At 66.8% G+C, this 17331-nt stretch carries 17 protein-coding genes; 9 read left to right on the forward strand and 8 right to left on the reverse strand.

Annotation, left to right across the window (positions count from 1 at the left end):
• Window positions 1-35 precede the first annotated feature (35 nt).
• Window positions 36-1490, reverse strand: a complete 1455-nt coding sequence (gene rpsA / locus WFJ36_RS06485) for a 30S ribosomal protein S1 (protein WP_060921208.1) — start codon at window positions 1488-1490, stop codon at window positions 36-38.
• 1032 nt (window positions 1491-2522) lie between these two features.
• Here rpsA and WFJ36_RS06490 point away from each other — a divergent pair.
• Window positions 2523-3023 carry a hypothetical protein gene (locus tag WFJ36_RS06490; RefSeq protein WP_143049308.1) on the forward strand — a complete coding sequence of 167 codons (501 nt, stop codon included), beginning with the start codon at window positions 2523-2525 and terminating at the stop codon, window positions 3021-3023.
• A 32-nt stretch (window positions 3024-3055) separates the two neighbouring features.
• A complete protein-coding gene (locus WFJ36_RS06495) occupies window positions 3056-4015 on the forward strand; it encodes a 5'-3' exonuclease (protein WP_336642926.1) in 960 nt (319 codons plus the stop codon).
• A 2-nt stretch (window positions 4016-4017) separates the two neighbouring features.
• Here the strand turns inward: WFJ36_RS06495 and WFJ36_RS06500 are convergent, their stop codons facing one another.
• Together WFJ36_RS06500 and trpD are read right to left on the reverse strand one after the other, a co-directional pair.
• Entirely contained in the window at window positions 4018-5004 is a 987-nt protein-coding gene (locus tag WFJ36_RS06500) for a PHP domain-containing protein (RefSeq protein WP_336642927.1), read from the reverse strand.
• A gap of 2 nt (window positions 5005-5006) precedes the next feature.
• Entirely contained in the window at window positions 5007-6077 is a 1071-nt protein-coding gene (trpD, locus tag WFJ36_RS06505; protein ID WP_071329601.1) for an anthranilate phosphoribosyltransferase, read from the reverse strand.
• Between the two features lie 192 nt (window positions 6078-6269).
• Here trpD and ctaE point away from each other — a divergent pair, with 192 nt between their 5' ends.
• From ctaE to WFJ36_RS06540, 7 genes are all read left to right on the forward strand, one after another.
• Window positions 6270-6923 carry an aa3-type cytochrome oxidase subunit III gene (ctaE, locus tag WFJ36_RS06510; protein ID WP_105950032.1) on the forward strand — a complete coding sequence of 218 codons (654 nt, stop codon included), beginning with the start codon at window positions 6270-6272 and terminating at the stop codon, window positions 6921-6923.
• Window positions 6924-6943: 20 nt separating this feature from the next.
• On the forward strand, window positions 6944-7744 hold the full coding sequence (gene qcrC, locus WFJ36_RS06515) for a cytochrome bc1 complex diheme cytochrome c subunit (protein ID WP_071329602.1): 801 nt from the start codon (window positions 6944-6946) through the stop codon (window positions 7742-7744).
• 36 nt (window positions 7745-7780) lie between these two features.
• Window positions 7781-8857: a cytochrome bc1 complex Rieske iron-sulfur subunit gene (gene qcrA, locus WFJ36_RS06520; RefSeq protein ID WP_071329603.1), complete on the forward strand. Its 1077-nt coding sequence runs from the start codon at window positions 7781-7783 to the stop codon at window positions 8855-8857.
• A complete protein-coding gene (qcrB, locus tag WFJ36_RS06525; RefSeq protein ID WP_136052991.1) occupies window positions 8854-10668 on the forward strand; it encodes a cytochrome bc1 complex cytochrome b subunit in 1815 nt (604 codons plus the stop codon). Before qcrA ends, qcrB begins: the two co-directional genes overlap by 4 nt.
• A 77-nt stretch (window positions 10669-10745) precedes the next feature.
• Complete coding sequence (locus WFJ36_RS06530) at window positions 10746-11159, forward strand: RidA family protein (RefSeq protein WP_292791026.1); 414 nt, start codon at window positions 10746-10748, stop codon at window positions 11157-11159.
• On the forward strand, window positions 11156-11680 hold the full coding sequence (locus WFJ36_RS06535; RefSeq protein ID WP_071329822.1) for a GNAT family N-acetyltransferase: 525 nt from the start codon (window positions 11156-11158) through the stop codon (window positions 11678-11680). The genes WFJ36_RS06530 and WFJ36_RS06535 overlap by 4 nt, the downstream gene beginning before the upstream one ends.
• Window positions 11681-11760: 80 nt before the next feature.
• Window positions 11761-12180 (forward strand): rhodanese-like domain-containing protein, encoded by a 420-nt coding sequence (locus tag WFJ36_RS06540; RefSeq protein WP_071329823.1) that lies wholly within the window; start codon window positions 11761-11763, stop codon window positions 12178-12180.
• A 63-nt stretch (window positions 12181-12243) separates the two neighbouring features.
• On the opposite strand, the gene WFJ36_RS06545 is transcribed toward WFJ36_RS06540, so the two are convergent.
• The 5 genes from WFJ36_RS06545 to WFJ36_RS06565 all read right to left on the reverse strand — a co-directional run bounded on the left by WFJ36_RS06545 (window position 12244) and on the right by WFJ36_RS06565 (window position 17287).
• Window positions 12244-12678 carry a cytochrome c oxidase subunit 4 gene (locus WFJ36_RS06545; protein ID WP_025105064.1) on the reverse strand — a complete coding sequence of 145 codons (435 nt, stop codon included), beginning with the start codon at window positions 12676-12678 and terminating at the stop codon, window positions 12244-12246.
• A 3-nt stretch (window positions 12679-12681) separates the two neighbouring features.
• The gene (gene ctaD / locus WFJ36_RS06550; protein WP_071329824.1) at window positions 12682-14415 is read right to left on the reverse strand and encodes an aa3-type cytochrome oxidase subunit I; all 1734 of its coding nucleotides are present in this window, start codon (window positions 14413-14415) and stop codon (window positions 12682-12684) included.
• Between the two features lie 3 nt (window positions 14416-14418).
• The gene (gene ctaC, locus WFJ36_RS06555; RefSeq protein ID WP_071329825.1) at window positions 14419-15345 is read right to left on the reverse strand and encodes an aa3-type cytochrome oxidase subunit II; all 927 of its coding nucleotides are present in this window, start codon (window positions 15343-15345) and stop codon (window positions 14419-14421) included.
• Between the two features lie 109 nt (window positions 15346-15454).
• Entirely contained in the window at window positions 15455-15817 is a 363-nt protein-coding gene (gene erpA / locus WFJ36_RS06560) for an iron-sulfur cluster insertion protein ErpA (protein ID WP_071329826.1), read from the reverse strand.
• Between the two features lie 66 nt (window positions 15818-15883).
• Complete coding sequence (locus WFJ36_RS06565) at window positions 15884-17287, reverse strand: dipeptidase (RefSeq protein WP_336642928.1); 1404 nt, start codon at window positions 17285-17287, stop codon at window positions 15884-15886.
• Window positions 17288-17331: the final 44 nt, after the last annotated feature.

The raw sequence follows: 17331 nt of genomic DNA on the forward strand, positions 1-17331 counted from the left end.
GTGAAGCGGGGTGACGACCCTTTTCGGAGTGTTGCTTAGGAGTTGCCGCCCGAGAGCTTCTCGCGCAGAGCCGCGAGAGCCTCGTCATCGGCGAGCGTGCCGGCACCGGCCGACTCGCTCGAGAAGGACTGGCCGCCGAAGTCGTCGCCGGCCGCAGCCTCGGCCTCGGCCGCCTTCGCGACCTGAGCCTTGTGCGCCTCCCAGCGAGCCTGGGCCGCAGCGTACTCCTGCTCCCATGCCTCGCGCTGGGCGTCGAAGCCTTCCTTCCACGCACCGGTCTCGGCGTCGAAGCCCTCCGGGTACTTGTACTCGCCGTTCTCGTCGTACTCGGCGAGCATGCCGTACAGAGCCGGGTCGAACTCGGTTCCGTTGGGGTCGACCGACTCGTTGGCCTGCTTCAGCGACAGCGAGATGCGACGACGCTCGAGGTCGATGTCGATGACCTTGACGAAGACCTCTTCGCCGACCGACACGACCTGCTCGGCCAGCTCGACGTGCTTGCTGGAGAGCTCGGAGATGTGGACGAGGCCCTCGATGCCGTCTGCGACGCGGACGAACGCACCGAACGGAACGAGCTTGGTGACCTTACCCGGCGTGACCTGACCGATCGCGTGGGTGCGGGCGAAGACCTGCCACGGGTCCTCCTGCGTCGCTTTCAGCGACAGGGAGACGCGCTCGCGGTCGAGGTCGACCTCGAGGATCTCGACGGTGACCTCCTGGCCCACCTCGACGACCTCGGAGGCGTGCTCGATGTGCTTCCAGGACAGCTCGGAGACGTGCACGAGGCCGTCCACGCCACCCAGGTCCACGAACGCACCGAAGTTGACGATCGAGGAGACGACACCCTTGCGGACCTGACCCTTGTGCAGGTTGTTCAGGAACGTGGTGCGCGACTCCGACTGGGTCTGCTCCAGCAGCGCACGGCGGCTGAGAACGACGTTGTTGCGGTTCTTGTCGAGCTCGAGGATCTTCGCCTCGATCTCCTGGCCGAGGTACGGCGTGAGATCGCGGACGCGGCGGAGCTCGATGAGCGAGGCCGGGAGGAAGCCACGGAGGCCGATGTCGACGATGAGTCCACCCTTGACGACCTCGATGACCGTACCGGTGACGACGCCGTCGTTCTCCTTGATCTTCTCGACGTCTCCCCAGGCGCGCTCGTACTGCGCACGCTTCTTGGAGAGGATCAGGCGGCCTTCCTTGTCCTCCTTCTGGAGAACCAGGGCCTCGACCTCGTCGCCGACCTTGACGACCTCGTTGGGGTCGACGTCGTGCTTGATCGAGAGCTCGCGCGAGGGGATGACACCCTCGGTCTTGTAGCCGACATCGAGCAGGACCTCATCGCGGTCGATCTTGACGATCGTGCCTTCGATGATGTCGCCGTCGTTGAAGAACTTCAGGGTCTTCTCGACCGCGGCCAGGAAGTCCTCAGCAGATCCGATGTCGTTGATGGCGACCTGCTTGGTGGCCGGGGCGGTCGTTGCGGTAGTCATGTAGTGGGTTGTCCTTGTGAATGGATACTCGGGCTGCGGAGCATGGCCGCGCACGGCCGGGATGTGCTTCGCAGCAGGTGGATTGTGGTGTGTTCGTCACCTGGGCATGCGTGTACACGCCACGAGTGACAGTTCAGGCTACCAGAAGTTGTCGCCCCATGAAGGAGCGGATCTCCCGCAGCCACTCTGTGGATAACGCCCGCCGCGACCAGCGCATTCCGCATACGGTGGCTCGGTGATGTCGCCCACTCCTCTCCGTCTCCTGGCCGTGCTGGCACTCGGCGTCTCGCTGCTCTCCGGATGCACCCCCGCTCCGGAGTCCACGCCGACCCCCTCCCCCGCCTTCCCCTCCGAAGAAGAAGCCTTCGCCGCAGCCGAGGCCACCTTCTCCGAGTACATTGACGCCTTGAACCGCGTCGACTTCTCTGACCCAGCAACCTTCGAGGGCGTCTTCAGTCATCTATCGGGGCAGGCGGCTGAATCCACGAGGCGCGCGTTCAGCCAATTTCATGCCGAAGGAGTCCGCACTTCAGGCGCGACGCGGTTTTCATGGGTGAGCGGAGTGTCCGCCGACGCCGACTCGGGTGGGGTGCAAGCTCGAGTTTGCATAGACGTAAGTGAAGTGGATGTCGTCGACTCTGACGGCGCTTCGATCGTCGCTCCAGATAGACCAGCCCTGCAACCCACAGTGGTGACCTTTGCCGCTACCGCCAACGCCGCCTCGACGATCTCCGGCCTGCAGAGCTCGGAGGAGTTTACGTGCGCCTCTTAGCTGCGGTCGTCGCGATCACACTTTCAACGCTCGGCTTCATTGCTCCATCAAGCAGTGGCTGCAACGCGGCGGTGTCCTTCGTCACTGGGTGCTCGGCCACCGGAAACCGCCTGACGATCATCGCGACCGAGAAGCGCTCCACGCCAAACGCTCCAAGTCACGAGCCTTCCAAATCCCCCTCTACCCCAGAGACGGAAAACGAGCCGTGTCGGACAGACGACACGCCACTGAGCCGCTCGTGCGGCATGTACGCGGTGCGGGTGACGAAGGAGTCGGGGCGACCGCTCACCATCGCGGATCTCGCACAGTTCGCTCCCCCACCGGTGACGACCACCGCCGAGCCGGGGAACGCGGGCATCGCAGGCATGCCGACGAACTTCGTGGCCACGGTCGCCGCGCACACGGCGACTGGCACCCTGCTCGATCGGCCGGTGACGGTACGCTTCACGCCTGTTCGCGTCGTCTTCGACCACGGCGACGGCACGACGGCGACGAAGCCAGACGGCGGCAGCACCTGGTCGACGCTCGGGCAGGCGCCATTCACGCCGACCGAGACGAGCCATACCTATGCGCGACGGGGCACCTATTCGACGAGGACCACGGTCGCGTACACCGCGGAAGTCGATATCGGCGGGGGCTGGTTCCCCGTGTCCGGTGAGCTGTCGGTCGACGGACCGTCCCGCAGCGTCCGCATCTACGAGGCCACCACCGCGCTCGTGGCACGGACGTGCGAAGAACGACCCGCGGCGCCGGGCTGCTGAGCACCTGATCTGGCACGCTCTACCCTGAACCCATGACCCACGCCGAACGCCTCATGCTGCTCGACACCGCCAGCCTTTACTTCCGTGCGTTCTATGGCGTGCCCGACAAGGTGACCGCCCCCGACGGCTCCCCCATCAACGCCGCACGCGGATTGCTGGACATGATCGCCAAGCTGGTCACCACGTATCAGCCGACCCACGTCGTAGCCTGCTGGGATGACGATTGGCGTCCGCAATGGCGCGTGGACCTCATCCCGAGCTACAAGACCCACCGGGTGGTGGAGGTCGTGGCGGGCGCCCCGGACGTCGAAGACGTCCCCGACCCGCTGGAGGCGCAGATCCCCCTGATCAGGGAGACGCTCGGGGCCATCGGCATCCCGATCGTCGGCGTCGCCGAGCACGAGGCGGACGACGTGATCGGCACGCTCGCGACGAACGCGACGATGCCCGTAGACATCGTCACCGGCGACCGCGACCTGTTCCAGCTCGTCGACGACGAGCGCGACGTGCGCGTGATCTACACGGCCCGCGGCATGAGCAACCTGGAAGTCGTCACGGACGCGACGGTCGTCGCGAAGTACGGTGTCCTGCCGACGCAGTACGCAGACTTCGCGACGATGCGCGGGGACGCGTCGGACGGGCTTCCCGGCGTCGCCGGCATCGGCGAGAAGACGGCGGCCACTCTGCTGCAGAAGCACGGCGACCTGCTCGGCATCCGGGAGGCCGCGGAAGCCGGCGAGGGCATGAGCGCCGGCATCCGCGCGAAGATCCTCGACGCGCAGGCCTACCTCGACGTCGCTCCGACCGTCGTCGCCGTCGCCACGACGCTGCCGATCGCTGCCCCGGGAGTCGCCCTGCACGCCCTCTTGTCGGAGGAAGCCGAAGAAGCAACGGCCCTGGCCGAGCGCTGGAATCTCGGCAGCTCGATGACGCGAGCCGTCGCCGCGGTCACCGCGGCCGCGAACGAGGTCAGGGATGCTGACCAGCGCTGACGTCACTCCGCCCAGGCGAGGAGGCGCGAAAGCCCCCACGTGGTGACGATGCGTGACGCCGGAACGCCGGTGCGCTCCGCCCGTTCGGCACCGTGGTCCAGCAGGGAGAGCTGGCCGGGGGCGTGCGCGTCGGAGTCGATGGAGAAGAGGCATCCGGCCTCCAGCGCGATCGCGATGAGCTCGTCCGGCGGGTCCTGACGCTCGGGGCGGGAGTTGATCTCCACGGCGACCCCGTTCTCCGCGCAGGCCGCGAACACCGCGGCGGCGTCGAACGCCGAGGGCGGTCGCGTGCCCCGGTCGCCCTGGACGAGACGGCCGGTGCAGTGCCCGAGGACGTTCACCCGAGGATGCGAGACGGCCGCGATCATCCGCGCGGTCATCGCCCGTCCATCCATCCGGAGCTTGGAGTGCACCGAGGCGACGACGATGTCCAGGTCCGCGAGGAGCGCATCCTCCTGATCGAGCGCGCCGTCTTCCAGGATGTCCACTTCGATACCGGCGAGGAGCGTGAACCCGTCCCCCGACTGCGCCCGCACCTGCGGGATCTGCTCTCGGAGTCGCTCAGCCGACAGGCCTCGCGCCACGCGGAGGCGCGGTGAGTGATCCGTGATGGCCTGGTACTCGTGGCCCTGCGCGCGGGCGGCAGCAGCCATCACCTCGATGGAGGTCGTCCCATCCGACCACTCGGTGTGGGCGTGCAGGTCGCCGCGGAGCTTCCCACGGAGCACCGACACCTTCTCGGGTTCCACGTCGCCACGGAGCTCGATCAGATACTCCGGCACCTCTCCGGCCTGAGCCTGCCGGATGACGGCGAACGTCGACTCGCCGATGCCCTTGGCGGCCCGAAGGCGCGTCGGATCGTCCTGCACGTCAGGCGGAAGCTCCTGGAAGGTGGCCGCCGCCTGACGGAACGCCTTTGCCCGGTATCGCGACGCCCGCTCGCGCTCCAGCAGCGAAGCGATCTCGAGCAGCGCGTCGACCGGGTCCATGGTCACTCCTTCGGGGAAGCCAGCTCGCGACTGACGCCGATCCACTGGTCGAGCTTCGCCAGTGCACTCCCGTCATCCACCGCAGCGGACGCCCGGGCGAGGCCGTCGCGGAGGCGCTCGAGGATCGGCCGCTGCACCTGGGTCGCGTCCTGGGACAGCTCGAAGGCGACGATCCCGGCGGCGGCGTTGAGGAGCACGATGTCCCGCACCGGTCCCTGCTCCCCCGCAAGGGTCCGGCGGAGGATCTCGGCGTTGTGGGCGGGAGAGCCGCCGATCAGATCGGACAGGTCAGCGAGAGGGATCCCCAGGTCGCGCGGGTCGAGGTCGTGCTCGTGGATGTCCCCGCGGGTGACCTCCCAGATGCGGCTGTGGCCGGTGGTCGTGAGCTCGTCCAGTCCGTCATCGCCACGGAACACCAACGCAGTGGCACCCCGTGTGCGGAAGACGCCGGTGATGAGCGGCACCCGCTCCATCTGCGCCACGCCGACCGCGTTCGCCTCGGCGCGCGCGGGGTTGCAGAGCGGTCCGAGCATGTTGAACACCGTGGGCACGCCGAGCTGCGAACGGACCGCGCCGGCGTGCTTGAAACCGGGGTGGAAGGCCCCCGCCCAGGCGAAGGTGATACCCGTCCGGTCGAGGATCGAGGCGACGGCCGCAGGATCGAGCGAGAGTTCCAGGCCAAGAGCGCCGAGAACATCGGAGGAGCCGGACGCGGAGCTCGCGGCCCGATTCCCGTGCTTGACGACCGGGATCCCGGTGGCACCGATGATGACGGCAGCCGTCGTCGAGACGTTCACCGTCCCCACCCGGTCCCCGCCCGTACCGACGATGTCCAGCACGTCGGGAGAGACCGGAAGCGGCACGGCGGCTTCGAGGATGGCGTCCCGGAAACCGACGATCTCGTCGATCGTCTCGCCTTTCGCGCGCAGAGCGACGAGGAACCCGGCGAGCTGCGCTTCGGAGACCTCGCCCTGCATGATCCGCCGCATGGCCCAGGTGGACTCCCAGACGCTGAGGTCGCGACGCTCCAGGAGAGAGGTGAGCACGTCGGACCAGGTCAGGGAATCAGCCATGTGTGCGATCCTATCGGCGCAGAGAAAACGTGCAGTGCGATCCGGGCGGGCGCCCAGCAGACGAAGGAACGGCGTTTCCCGCGTATTCACCGAGTATTCGCAGTGTTTTCTTAGGGTCCCCTAAGTCCCCGAACGGCGAATCGAGGGTCTGGGGTGCAAGAATCACGCTCGCGGATCGGCCATAATGGAGGGGTGACGACCTCAGCGACGTATGCCCCGGCGGCGAGAACCATCAAGCGGCCCAACCCGGTAGCTGTCGGCACCATTGTGTGGCTCGGCAGCGAGGTGATGTTCTTCGCGGGACTCTTCGCGATCTACTTCACCCTCCGCAGCACCTCACCCGAGCTGTGGGCCGACCGTACCGAGCTCCTGAACGTTCCGTTCGCGGCAGTGAACACGGCGATCCTCGTGCTCTCCTCGTTCACGTGCCAGATGGGCGTGTTCGCGGCGGAGGACCTGCAGCCGTACAAGATCGGCAAGGGACAGAAGAACGGTGCCGGCCGCCGTCGTCTGTTCGGCTGGGGCATGGTCGAGTGGTTCTTCCTCACCTTCGCCCTCGGCGCGATCTTCGTCTCGGGTCAGGTCTGGGAGTACGCCCAGCTGGTCGCCGAGGGAATGCCGATCCAGGCTGATGCCTACGCCTCGGCCTTCTACATCACCACCGGCTTCCACGCCCTCCACGTCACCGGCGGACTCGTTGCGTTCCTCCTGGTGATCGGCCGCGCGTACGCCGTCAAGAACTTCCGGCACAAGGAGGCGACCTCCTCGATCGTGGTGTCCTACTACTGGCACTTCGTCGACGTCGTCTGGATCGTGCTGTTCTTCGTTATCTACTTCCTGAAATAAGAGCGGAGCTGATCCCCGAGATGGCACGAGAGAAGAAGCGCCGTTCGAGCGGTCGTCGCAGCCCACTGGCGGCGGCCGCACTCATCGGAGCAGGCCTCATGATCACCGGTGCGGTGTACGCGGGCGCGACGGCGGCCTTCGCCGCCAACGACGCCCCCACGGCATCGACGCAGCTGACGGTCGAAGACGGCGAGAAGCTGTTCACGGCCAACTGCGCCACCTGCCACGGCCTCGACCTGGAGGGCACCCCCAACGGCCCGAGCCTCTACGGCGTCGGCGAGCTGGCGGTGGAGTTCCAGGTGTCGACCGGCCGTATGCCGCTGCAGATGCAGGGACCGCAGGCTCCGCAGAAGGAGCCGCAGTTCACCGAGGAGCAGATTCTCGCGATGGCGGCCTACGTGCAGTCCGAAGCCCCCGGCCCGACGTACCCCGCTGACGAGATCCTCGACGGCGAAGGCGACGTGGCGCACGGCGCCGAGCTCTTCCGCGTCAACTGCGCGATGTGCCACAACGTGGCCGCTGCCGGTGGCGCACTGACCGAGGGCAAGTACGCTCCGGCCATCACCGAGACCAGCGCGCTGCACATCTACGCGGCCATGGTCACCGGCCCGCAGAACATGCCGGTCTTCGGCGACATGAACCTGTCCGACGAGGACAAGCGCGACATCATCTCGGCTCTGCTCTTCCAGCAGCAGTCCGTCCAGATCGGCGGCTTCTCCCTCGGCTCGCTCGGACCGGTCTCCGAGGGCCTGTTCGTGTGGATCTTCGGTATCGGCGCTCTGGTCGCCATCACCGTGTGGATCACGGCGAAGTCCAACTGACGCTTATTCATCGAAGAGGAACGTACGAGGAGCACCATGGCACACGACGACGACTCGCAGGCTCTTGACAGGGCCTACCAGCCCTCCCCGGGGCTGGGTGTCGCAGTCAGCGATCCCGTGCAGAACCCCGGTCTTCCGCCGCACCGCGAGCGGATGACCGACAAGGACCCGCGGGCTGAGAAGGCCGCCGTCCGCACCGTCTACACGCTGTTCTACCTGTCGCTCGCCGGCAGCATCTGGGCGGTCGCCGCCTACATGCTGTTCCCGATCGAGAGCGGCGCTCTCATCGACATCCGTCAGAACAACCTCTTCATCGGTCTCGGCATCGCGCTCGCGCTGCTGGCCCTGGGCATCGGCGCCATCCACTGGTCGAAGGCCCTCATGTCCGACAAGGAGCACGTCGAGCACCGCCACCCCACCCGGGGCAAGGACTCGACGCGTGAGGCAGCCATCAAGGCCTTCGCCGACGCGAACGAGGAGTCGGGCTTCGGCCGTCGCACGATGATCCGCAACTCGCTGTTCGCAGCGATCGTCGCGTCGATCATCCCCGGTGTGACGTTGTTCCGCGGCCTTGCTCCGCACTCCACGCCAGACGACCCCACCGCGGGCGACCCGGTCGCGCTGCTGAAGCACACCATGTGGGACGAGGGCATGCGCCTGGTGCGCGACCCCGACGGCACCCCCATCCGTGCCGCCGACGTCACGCTCGGCTCCGCGTTCCACGTGATCCCGGAGGACCTCGCGGAGCTCGGTCACGATGAGGGCTACCTCGAGGAGAAGGCCAAGGCCATCGTGCTGATGATGCGCCTCCGCCCGGAGCAGCTCATCGAAGCCGAGGACCGCAAGGACTGGTCCTACGACGGCATCGTCGCGTACTCCAAGGTCTGCACGCACGTCGGCTGCCCCGTCGCGCTGTACGAGCAGCAGACCCACCACCTGCTGTGCCCGTGCCACCAGTCGCAGTTCGACGTCACGGACCACGCGAAGGTCATCTTCGGCCCGGCCGCCCGGCCGCTGCCGCAGCTGCCCATCACCGTGGACGACGAGGGCTACCTCATCGCACGCAGCGACTTCACCGAACCCGTCGGCCCGAGCTTCTGGGAGCGCCATTGAGCACCGCAACGCTGTCCAAGGACGAGAAGGACACCAAGGCGCCTCTCGGCGGCCGCTTCGTCGGCGCCGCGTCGAACTACATCGATGAGCGCACGAGCCTCTCCGGCTTCGTCAAGGAGCTCGGTCGCAAGATCTTCCCCGACCACTGGTCGTTCATGCTGGGAGAGATCGCCCTGTGGAGCTTCGTCGTCGTGTTCCTCTCCGGAACCTTCCTGACGTTCTTCTTCCAGGCATCCATGGTGGAGACGCACTACACCGGCGCCTACGCCCCCATGCGCGGTATCGCGATGTCGTCGGCTCTCGAGTCGACGCTGCACATCTCGTTCGACCTCCGCGGTGGCCTGCTGGTCCGCCAGATCCACCACTGGGCCGCGCTCGTCTTCATCGCGGGTATCGGCGTGCACATGCTGCGCGTGTTCTTCACGGGCGCGTTCCGCAAGCCGCGCGAGCTGAACTGGGTGATCGGCTTCGTGCTGTTCATCCTCGCGATGGCCGAGGGCTTCACCGGCTACTCGCTCCCCGACGACCTGCTCTCGGGCAACGGCCTGCGCATCATCGACGGCATGATCAAGGGTCTACCGCTGATCGGCACCTGGACCTCGTTCCTCCTCTTCGGCGGCGAGTTCCCCGGCACCGACATCGTGGGTCGCCTGTACACGCTGCACATCCTGCTGCTCCCGATGCTGGTCATCGCCTTCATCGCCGTGCACCTGATGCTCATGATCATCAACAAGCACACGCAGTTCGCCGGCCCCGGCCGCACGAACGACAACGTCGTGGGCTACCCGATGATGCCGGTCTACATGTCCAAGATGGGCGGCTACCTGTTCATCGTCTTCGGCACCATCGTGCTGATCGCGACGTTCTTCCAGATCAACCCGATCTGGAACTACGGCCCCTATGACCCCTCCCCCGTCTCGGCCGGTACGCAGCCGGACTGGTACATCGGGTTCGCTGACGGCGCCCTGCGCCTGGCACCGTCGAACTGGGACATCGTGTTCCTCGACCACACCTGGTCGTTCGGCATCCTGGCTCCGGTCGCCGTTCTCGGGCTGTTCATCGTCATCGTCGCGATCTACCCGTTCATCGAGGCGTGGGTCACCGGCGACAAGCGCGAGCACCACATCGCGCAGCGTCCGCGCAACGCGGCCACCCGCACCGCGATCGGCGTCGCCGGCGTCATCTTCTACGCGGTCCTGTGGGCGGCGGCCTCGTCCGACCTCATCGCCACGCACTTCATGCTCACCATGGAAGGCGTCATCCACACGCTGCAGGCGCTGCTGTTCCTGGGCCCGATCATCGGCTACTTCGTCACGAAGCGCATCTGCATCGCACTCCAGAAGAAGGACCGTGAAATCGTCCTGCACGGCTTCGAGTCCGGACGCATCGTCCGCCTCCCCGGCGGCGAGTTCATCGAGGTGCACCAGCCGGTCGACGTCTACGACCGCTGGAAGCTCATCGACGTCGACGGCTACGAGCCGCTGGTCGTCCGCCCGAACGCCAAGGGACGCATCCCGTGGACGGAGAACCTCCGCTCCGCGATGTCGCGCTGGTTCTTCGAAGACCGCCTCGCTCCGCTCACGCAGGCCGAGATCGATGCCGCCGACGCGCACCAGCACCACGTCACTGCGGGTAACGAAGAGGCGGAGGCTGCCGAGATCCAGGGCGCTCACGAGCGCGCCGGGTTCCCGGATGCGCCGCTCACCGTCGACGAGACGCACGTCGACGAGACGCCGAACACGCCCAGCACGGTGATCTCAACCGAGCCGGTCAAGAAGCCTCGGAAGAAGAAGTCGGAGGACGACGCGTAGTCGTCACTCCCCCTCGCGAAGGCCCCGTCCGCTCGGACGGGGCCTTCATCGTTCTCCCCTGATGAGAGGATCGTCTCATGTCTTCGGTCGTCCGCCTCCTCCGTGCTCCCTTCCTCGCCGATGCCCCGTACGCGTACGCCGCCACCGCCCCCGCTGACGCGCGTCTGGTCTTCCTGGCCGGAGCCTGCCCGTTGGAGGACGATGGGACGACCACCGCCCCCGGTGACTACGCCGCTCAGGCGGCACGGTGTGTCGAGACGCTGGAGCTCGCACTCAAGGCTGCCGGCGCCACTCTGACGGATGTCATCAGCACGCGCGTCCTGGTGGCTTCCTCCGCGCAGCGGGACCTCGTCACGGCCTGGGACGTCATCCACGCCGCGTTCGGCGCTCACGACGTGCCCAGCACCCTTCTCGGGGTCACGGTGCTCGGCTATGACGACCAGCTCGTCGAGATCGAGGCGGTCGCCGCTCTGCCCGCGGATCGTGCATGATCACCCTCATCCGACACGCGACGGATCAGGACCATGCCGTCCTGGAGGAGATCGAGCGCGCCGCTGACAGCCTTCTGACCGATCGCTTCGGTGCCGAGGACTGGCCCCCGCCATCGACAGCCGACGACCGTCAGCGCGCGGAGGGATTCGTCCTGGTGGCCACCTGCTCCCCTGCGACGGAAGCTGCCGGCGGAGGTGACATGCCGGTCGGGTTCGTTCAGGTGCTGGAGGGACCCGGGTACGCCCATCTGGAGCAGTTGTCCGTCCACCCCGCTTCCGGTCGCCGCGGGATCGGTCGCGCCCTCGTTCTGGCGGCCCAGGACGAGTCCCGCCGTCGGGGCCGCTCGCAGCTCACGCTGCGCACCTACGCGGATGTCCCCTGGAACGCCCCTTTCTACTCCCGCTGCGGCTTCGCGGAGTCCACGCCGGACACCGACTTCCTCCGTGAGCTCGTCGCCGTCGAAGAGCGTCTGGGCCTGACCCGGTACGGACGGCGGATCCAGATGACCGCGGCGCTCTGACCGGCTACGACGGCAGGATTCGCGCGACGCACGACGGAATCCCTCGGTCGTCGGCGCCCGCGCATCCCTAGTCTGGGCTCATGATCGATCCTCTCGACTACTTCGCCGCCCGACTCGCCTTCGAGACCGACCCCAGCGACGTGCACGCCGACCGTGCCACCGGCCGCGCGCTGGTCGTGATCGACGTCCGCTCGAGCGAGGCATTCGCCCAGGGGCGCGTGTCCGGCGCGCTCCACATGCCTCACAGCGAGATCGCTCACCGCGCCCCGGAGGAAATCCCGGCGGATGCCGAGGTCGTCGTCTACTGCTGGAGCCCCGGATGCAACGGCGGTGTCCGCGGCGCGCTCGAGTTCGCTCGTCTGGGCTATCGAGTGCGCGAGATGATCGGCGGCTTCGAGTACTGGGCCCGCGAGGGATATCCCGTCGAAGACGCCGAGGGTGTGCACCACCGTCCCGTCGACCCGCTGACCGGAATCCCCCGCATCCGCACCCGCGTATGAACAGGTCACAGGAACGACGAAGGCCCCCGGAGTGATCCGGGGGCCTTCGTGGTGCGAGATGACTCAGCGGGCGAAGTTGCCGCGGTAGTACTCGTAGACCCAGCCGACGATCGCGACCACGAAGATCGCGAGGCCGATCGGGAGCAGGAAGTGACCGACCGCAAGACCCACGACGAAGACACCCGCCGAAGCTGCGAGCACCAGCGGCCACCAGGACCACGGGCTGAACTCGCCGAGCTCGGGGTCACCGTCGTCGATGTCCGACGTGAGGATGTCCTCGGGCAGCTCGCCGTTCTGCGCCTTGTGCGTCCGGTCGAGGTAGAAAGCGACCATCGCGCCCATGAAGGCCGAGAAGAACAGGGCGACCGTGCCGACCCACTCGATCTGGTTCACCAGAGGAAGCCCCGGGTGAGCCAGGATGTTCCAGCCCGTGTAGACGACGCCGACAAGGGCGAAGAACGCGGTGAGGACCCACCAGATGATGACGTTGTCGCGCATGGCTCAGTGGCCCTCTCGCTCGCCGGGTGCGGTGGTCGCGAACTCCGCGGCCTCCGGGTGGTTCAGATCGAAGGCCGGACGCTCGCTGCGGATGCGCGGGATCGACGTGAAGTTGTGCCGCGGCGGCGGGCACGAGGTCGCCCACTCCAGCGAGGCACCGTAACCCCAGGGGTCGTTCACGGTCACCTTCGGAGCCTTGCGGGCGGTGATCCAGACATTCAGGAAGAACGGCAGCATCGACGCACCGAGGATGATCGCACCGATCGTGGAGACCTGGTTCTGCCAGGTCCAGCCGTCCGCCGCGGAGTAGTCCGCGTAGCGACGCACCATGCCGTCGACACCGAGCCAGTGCTGGATGAGGAAGGTCATGTGGAAGCCGACGAACAGCATCCAGAAGTGCACGTAGCCGAGGCGCTCGTTGAGCATGCGTCCCGTCCACTTCGGCCACCAGAAGTAGAAGCCGGCGAACATCGCGAAGACGACGGTGCCGAACACCACGTAGTGGAAGTGCGCCACGACGAAGTACGAGTCGCTGAGGTGGAAGTCCAGCGGCGGGGCCGCGAGGATCACGCCGGTGAGACCACCGAAGACGAACGACACGAGGAAGCCGAGCGAGAACACCATCGGAGTCTCGAAAGTCACCGACCCTCGCCAGAGCGTTCCGATCCAGTTGAAGATCTTCACACCCGTGGGCACCGCGATGAGCATCGTCATCAGGGCGAAGAACGGCAGCAGCACGGAGCCGGTGACGTACATGTGGTGCGCCCACACGGCGACGGACAGGGCCGCGATCGCGATCGTCGCGTAGACCAGGGTCTTGTACCCGAAGATCGGCTTCCGGCTGAACACCGGGAAGATCTCCGAGACGATGCCGAAGAACGGCAGCGCGATGATGTAGACCTCGGGGTGGCCGAAGAACCAGAACAGGTGCTGCCAGAGCAGGACACCGCCGTTGGCCGGGTCGTAGATGTGGGCGCCGAGGACGCGGTCGGCCGCGGCAGCGAAGATCGCCGCGGCGAGGACCGGGAAGGCCATCAGGATCAGCAGGCTGGTGATGAGCGTGTTCCAGCTGAAGATCGGCATGCGCCACATCGTCATGCCGGGAGCACGCATCGTGATGATCGTCGTGATGAAGTTCACCGCACCGAGGATGGTTCCGAAGCCCGAGATGCCCAGACCGAGCATCCAGAGGTTTCCACCGGCACCCGGCGAGAACGAGGCGTTGGCCAGCGGCTGATACGCGAACCACCCGAACGAGGCGGCACCCTGCGGGGTGAGGAAGCCGGCGACGGCGATGGTCGAACCGAACAGGAACAGCCAGAAGGCGAAGGCGTTAAGACGCGGGAACGCGACGTCCGGAGCACCGATCTGCAGCGGCAGGATCGCGTTCGCGAAGCCCGCGAACAGCGGCGTCGCGAACATCAGCAGCATGATCGTGCCGTGCATCGTGAACAGCTGGTTGTACTGCTCCTTCGTCGGGATGATCTGCATGCCCGGCGCGAACAGCTCGGCGCGGATGACGAGGGCCATCACGCCGCCGAGGAGGAAGAACATCACCGAGGCGATGAGGTACATGTACCCGATCGTCTTGTGGTCCGTGGAGGTGATCCACTTGACGACGATGTTGCCCTTCTGCTCGACGCGCGACGAGCTCATCAGAGCGGCCTGGCGCGCGGGCAGGGTGGTGGGACGGGAGCGGGGTGCCTCGTCGGTGCGAGGAGCTTCAGTGGTCGACATGACTTACTCCTCTCCTTCCTCGGTGTCGGTCTTCCCGGAGGTGCCGGGGAGGTTCGAGAGACGGTCGTACGCGTCGGTGATGTCTCCCGTGTTGCCCTCTTCCTCGAGGGACTGCAGGTAAGCGTCGTACTCGTCCTGCGAGACGACCTTCACGTTGAAGAGCATCATCGAGTGGTACTCGCCGCAGAGCTCGGCGCACTTGCCGGCGTACTCGCCCTCACGAGTGGGGATGAAGGACCAGGAGTTGTCCTTCCCGATGAACATGTCCTTCTTGTAGAGGAAGTCGATGATCCAGAAGGAATGGATGACGTCTCGGGACTGCAGGTTGATCGTGACCTTCTGGTCGACGGGGAGCACCAGCGTCGGCAGTTCGGCCTGGTCGATGTTGCCCTCGGCGTCCGGCTGGGCCTGGATGCCCATCGTCCAGACGGTGTCCTCATCGGTTTCACCGTCGTACTGGAAGTCCCACGCCCACTGCTTGGCGATCGCGGTGATCTCCACGTCGGGGTCGTCCCACTTCGCCTCGATCTCGGTCTGATCGCGAGCCGTGAAGAAGAACATGCCCAGCACGAGGATGAGCGGCACGATCGTGTAGAAGATCTCGATCGGCATGTTGTAGCGCATCTGCACCGGCAGGCCGGTCTGGCCCTTGCGCCGGCGGTACGCGATCGCAGCCCAGGCCATGAGGCTCCAGGTGACGACGCCGACCGCGAGGAGAACGATCCAGGAGTTCACCCAGAGGGACGAGACACGCTCCGTCTGGTTGGTTGCTGCCGGACCACCGTCCACGAAGCCCGGTAGAAAGCCGTTCAGCTCGGTGGGAGTACATCCCGCCAGAGCCACAGCTGCCACAACTCCCACAGGGAGTGCGGCCCAACGAAGGCGGCGTTTCGAGGGCACGATGCACCTTTCAGATCGCGGACAAGGCATGTTCAAGTCTAGAGCAACCTCACACCTGATTCATGCCAACCATGCAGGTTGAGACGCCGAACGGCCGCCGTCACACGAGGTGACGACGGCCGTTCGCGGGAAGAACGTGTCAGTGGAAGCTGTCGCCGCAGGCGCAGCTGCCCGCCGCATTCGGGTTGTCGATCGTGAAGCCCTGCTCGGAGATGGTGTCCTTGAAGTCGATCGAGGCACCGTCGAGGTAGGGAACGCTCATGTTGTCGACGATGACCTCGACACCGTCGAAGTCGACCGTCTCGTCGCCTTCGAGGTAGCGCTCGTCGAAGTACAGCTGGTAGATCAGGCCCGAGCAGCCGCCCGGCTGCACGGCGACGCGCAGACGCAGGTCGTCGCGTCCCTCCTGCTCCAGGAGGTTCTTCACCTTCGTGGCGGCGGCGTCCGTCAGCGTGACGCCGTGTGCGCTCGTGGTCTCTGCGGACAGGGTGGTGTCGCTCATGTCGCTCCTCAGGACGGGCCGGGTACGGGCTCTCCGACGATTCTACCGCCGGTGCGGACGGAAGGCTCAGATCTCCCGCGCGTTCATACGGGCGAGCAGCAGTGCCTCGGTCGCTACGGCGTGCCGGAAGGTGTCCAGATGCAGCGACTCGTTGGGGCTGTGCGCGCGGGAGTGCGGATCCTCCACACCGGTGACGAGGATCTGCGCCTGCGGGAACTCCCGCACGAGATCCGCGATGAACGGGATGGACCCGCCCACACCGAGATCCACCGGGGGCACCCCGTACCCGTCACGCATGGCTTCCCGGGTCAGCGCGACGGCCCACCCGCTGGTGTCCACGAGGAAGGGGTTGCCGAGGTCCACATCGGAGAAGGTCAGCTCGGCGCCGAAGGGCGCGTGTGCATGGAGGTGACGCTCCAGAGCCTCGTAGGCATCCTGGCCGGACTGCCCGGGCGCGACACGGGCGCTGATCACCACGGTCACCTCCGGGAGCAGCGTGTTCGACGCGGCAGCGACACTCGTCGCGTCGATGCCGATGACCGTGATGGAGGGCTTGTTCCAGATGCGGCTGAGGATCGTGCCGTCGCCGATGGGCGTCGTCCCCGGGAGGAGCCCGGCCTCGTCGCGCAGCGTCTCCTCGGTGTACTCGGGCGTCTCGGCATCCCGAGCGGTCATCCCGTCGACCGCGACGGAGCCGTCCTCGTTCCACAGCGTGGCGAGGAGTCGCACCGTCGCCATCATCGCGTCGGGCACGGCGCCGCCGAACATCCCGGAGTGCGAGGCGTGGTCGAGCGTGCGCACCTTCAGGGTGAAGCGGGCGTTGCCGCGGAGAGACACGGTCAGGCCCGGCGTGACGGAATCCCAGTTGCCGGAATCCGCGACGACGATCGCATCGGCGCGGAGGGCGTCCTTGTTGTCGGAGAGGAACTGCGCGAACGACCGCGAGCCGTACTCCTCCTCCCCCTCGACGAACATCGCGATCCCGAGGTCGAGGTCGTCGCCGAGCACGTCGGCGACCGCTCGGATCGCGCCGATGTGCGCCATGATGCCCGCCTTGTCGTCCGCGGCTCCGCGGCCGTAGAGGCGCCCGTCGCGCACGGTCGGCTCGAACGGCGGCGTCTCCCACAGGGCGTCATCCCCCGGAGGCTGCACATCGTGGTGGGCGTAGAGGAGGATCGTCGGCTTGCCGTTCCGCGCGGCGCGGGTCGCCAGGACGGCCGGCTGGCCCTGCTCGTCTGTGCCGGGGATGTCGGCACGGAGCACCCTCACCTCGTCGAACACCCCGGTGCCGCGCGCGAGCGTGGCGACGGCGTCGGCGCTGCGCTCGAGCTGAGCCTGGTCGAAGGCGGGCCAGGCCATGCCGGGAATACGCACGAGGCTTCCAAGGTCCGACAGCGCGGAGGGGATGCCGGTGGCGACGGCTTCGAGGACGGCGGCGTCGGACTCGCTGGGAAGTGCAGGTGAGGTCATGCGAGTAATCTTAAGGCGACCCACCCCAGCGAACCGAGGAACCT

This window comes from Microbacterium sp. MMO-113, assembly GCF_037148555.1.
Classification (GTDB): domain Bacteria; phylum Actinomycetota; class Actinomycetes; order Actinomycetales; family Microbacteriaceae; genus Microbacterium.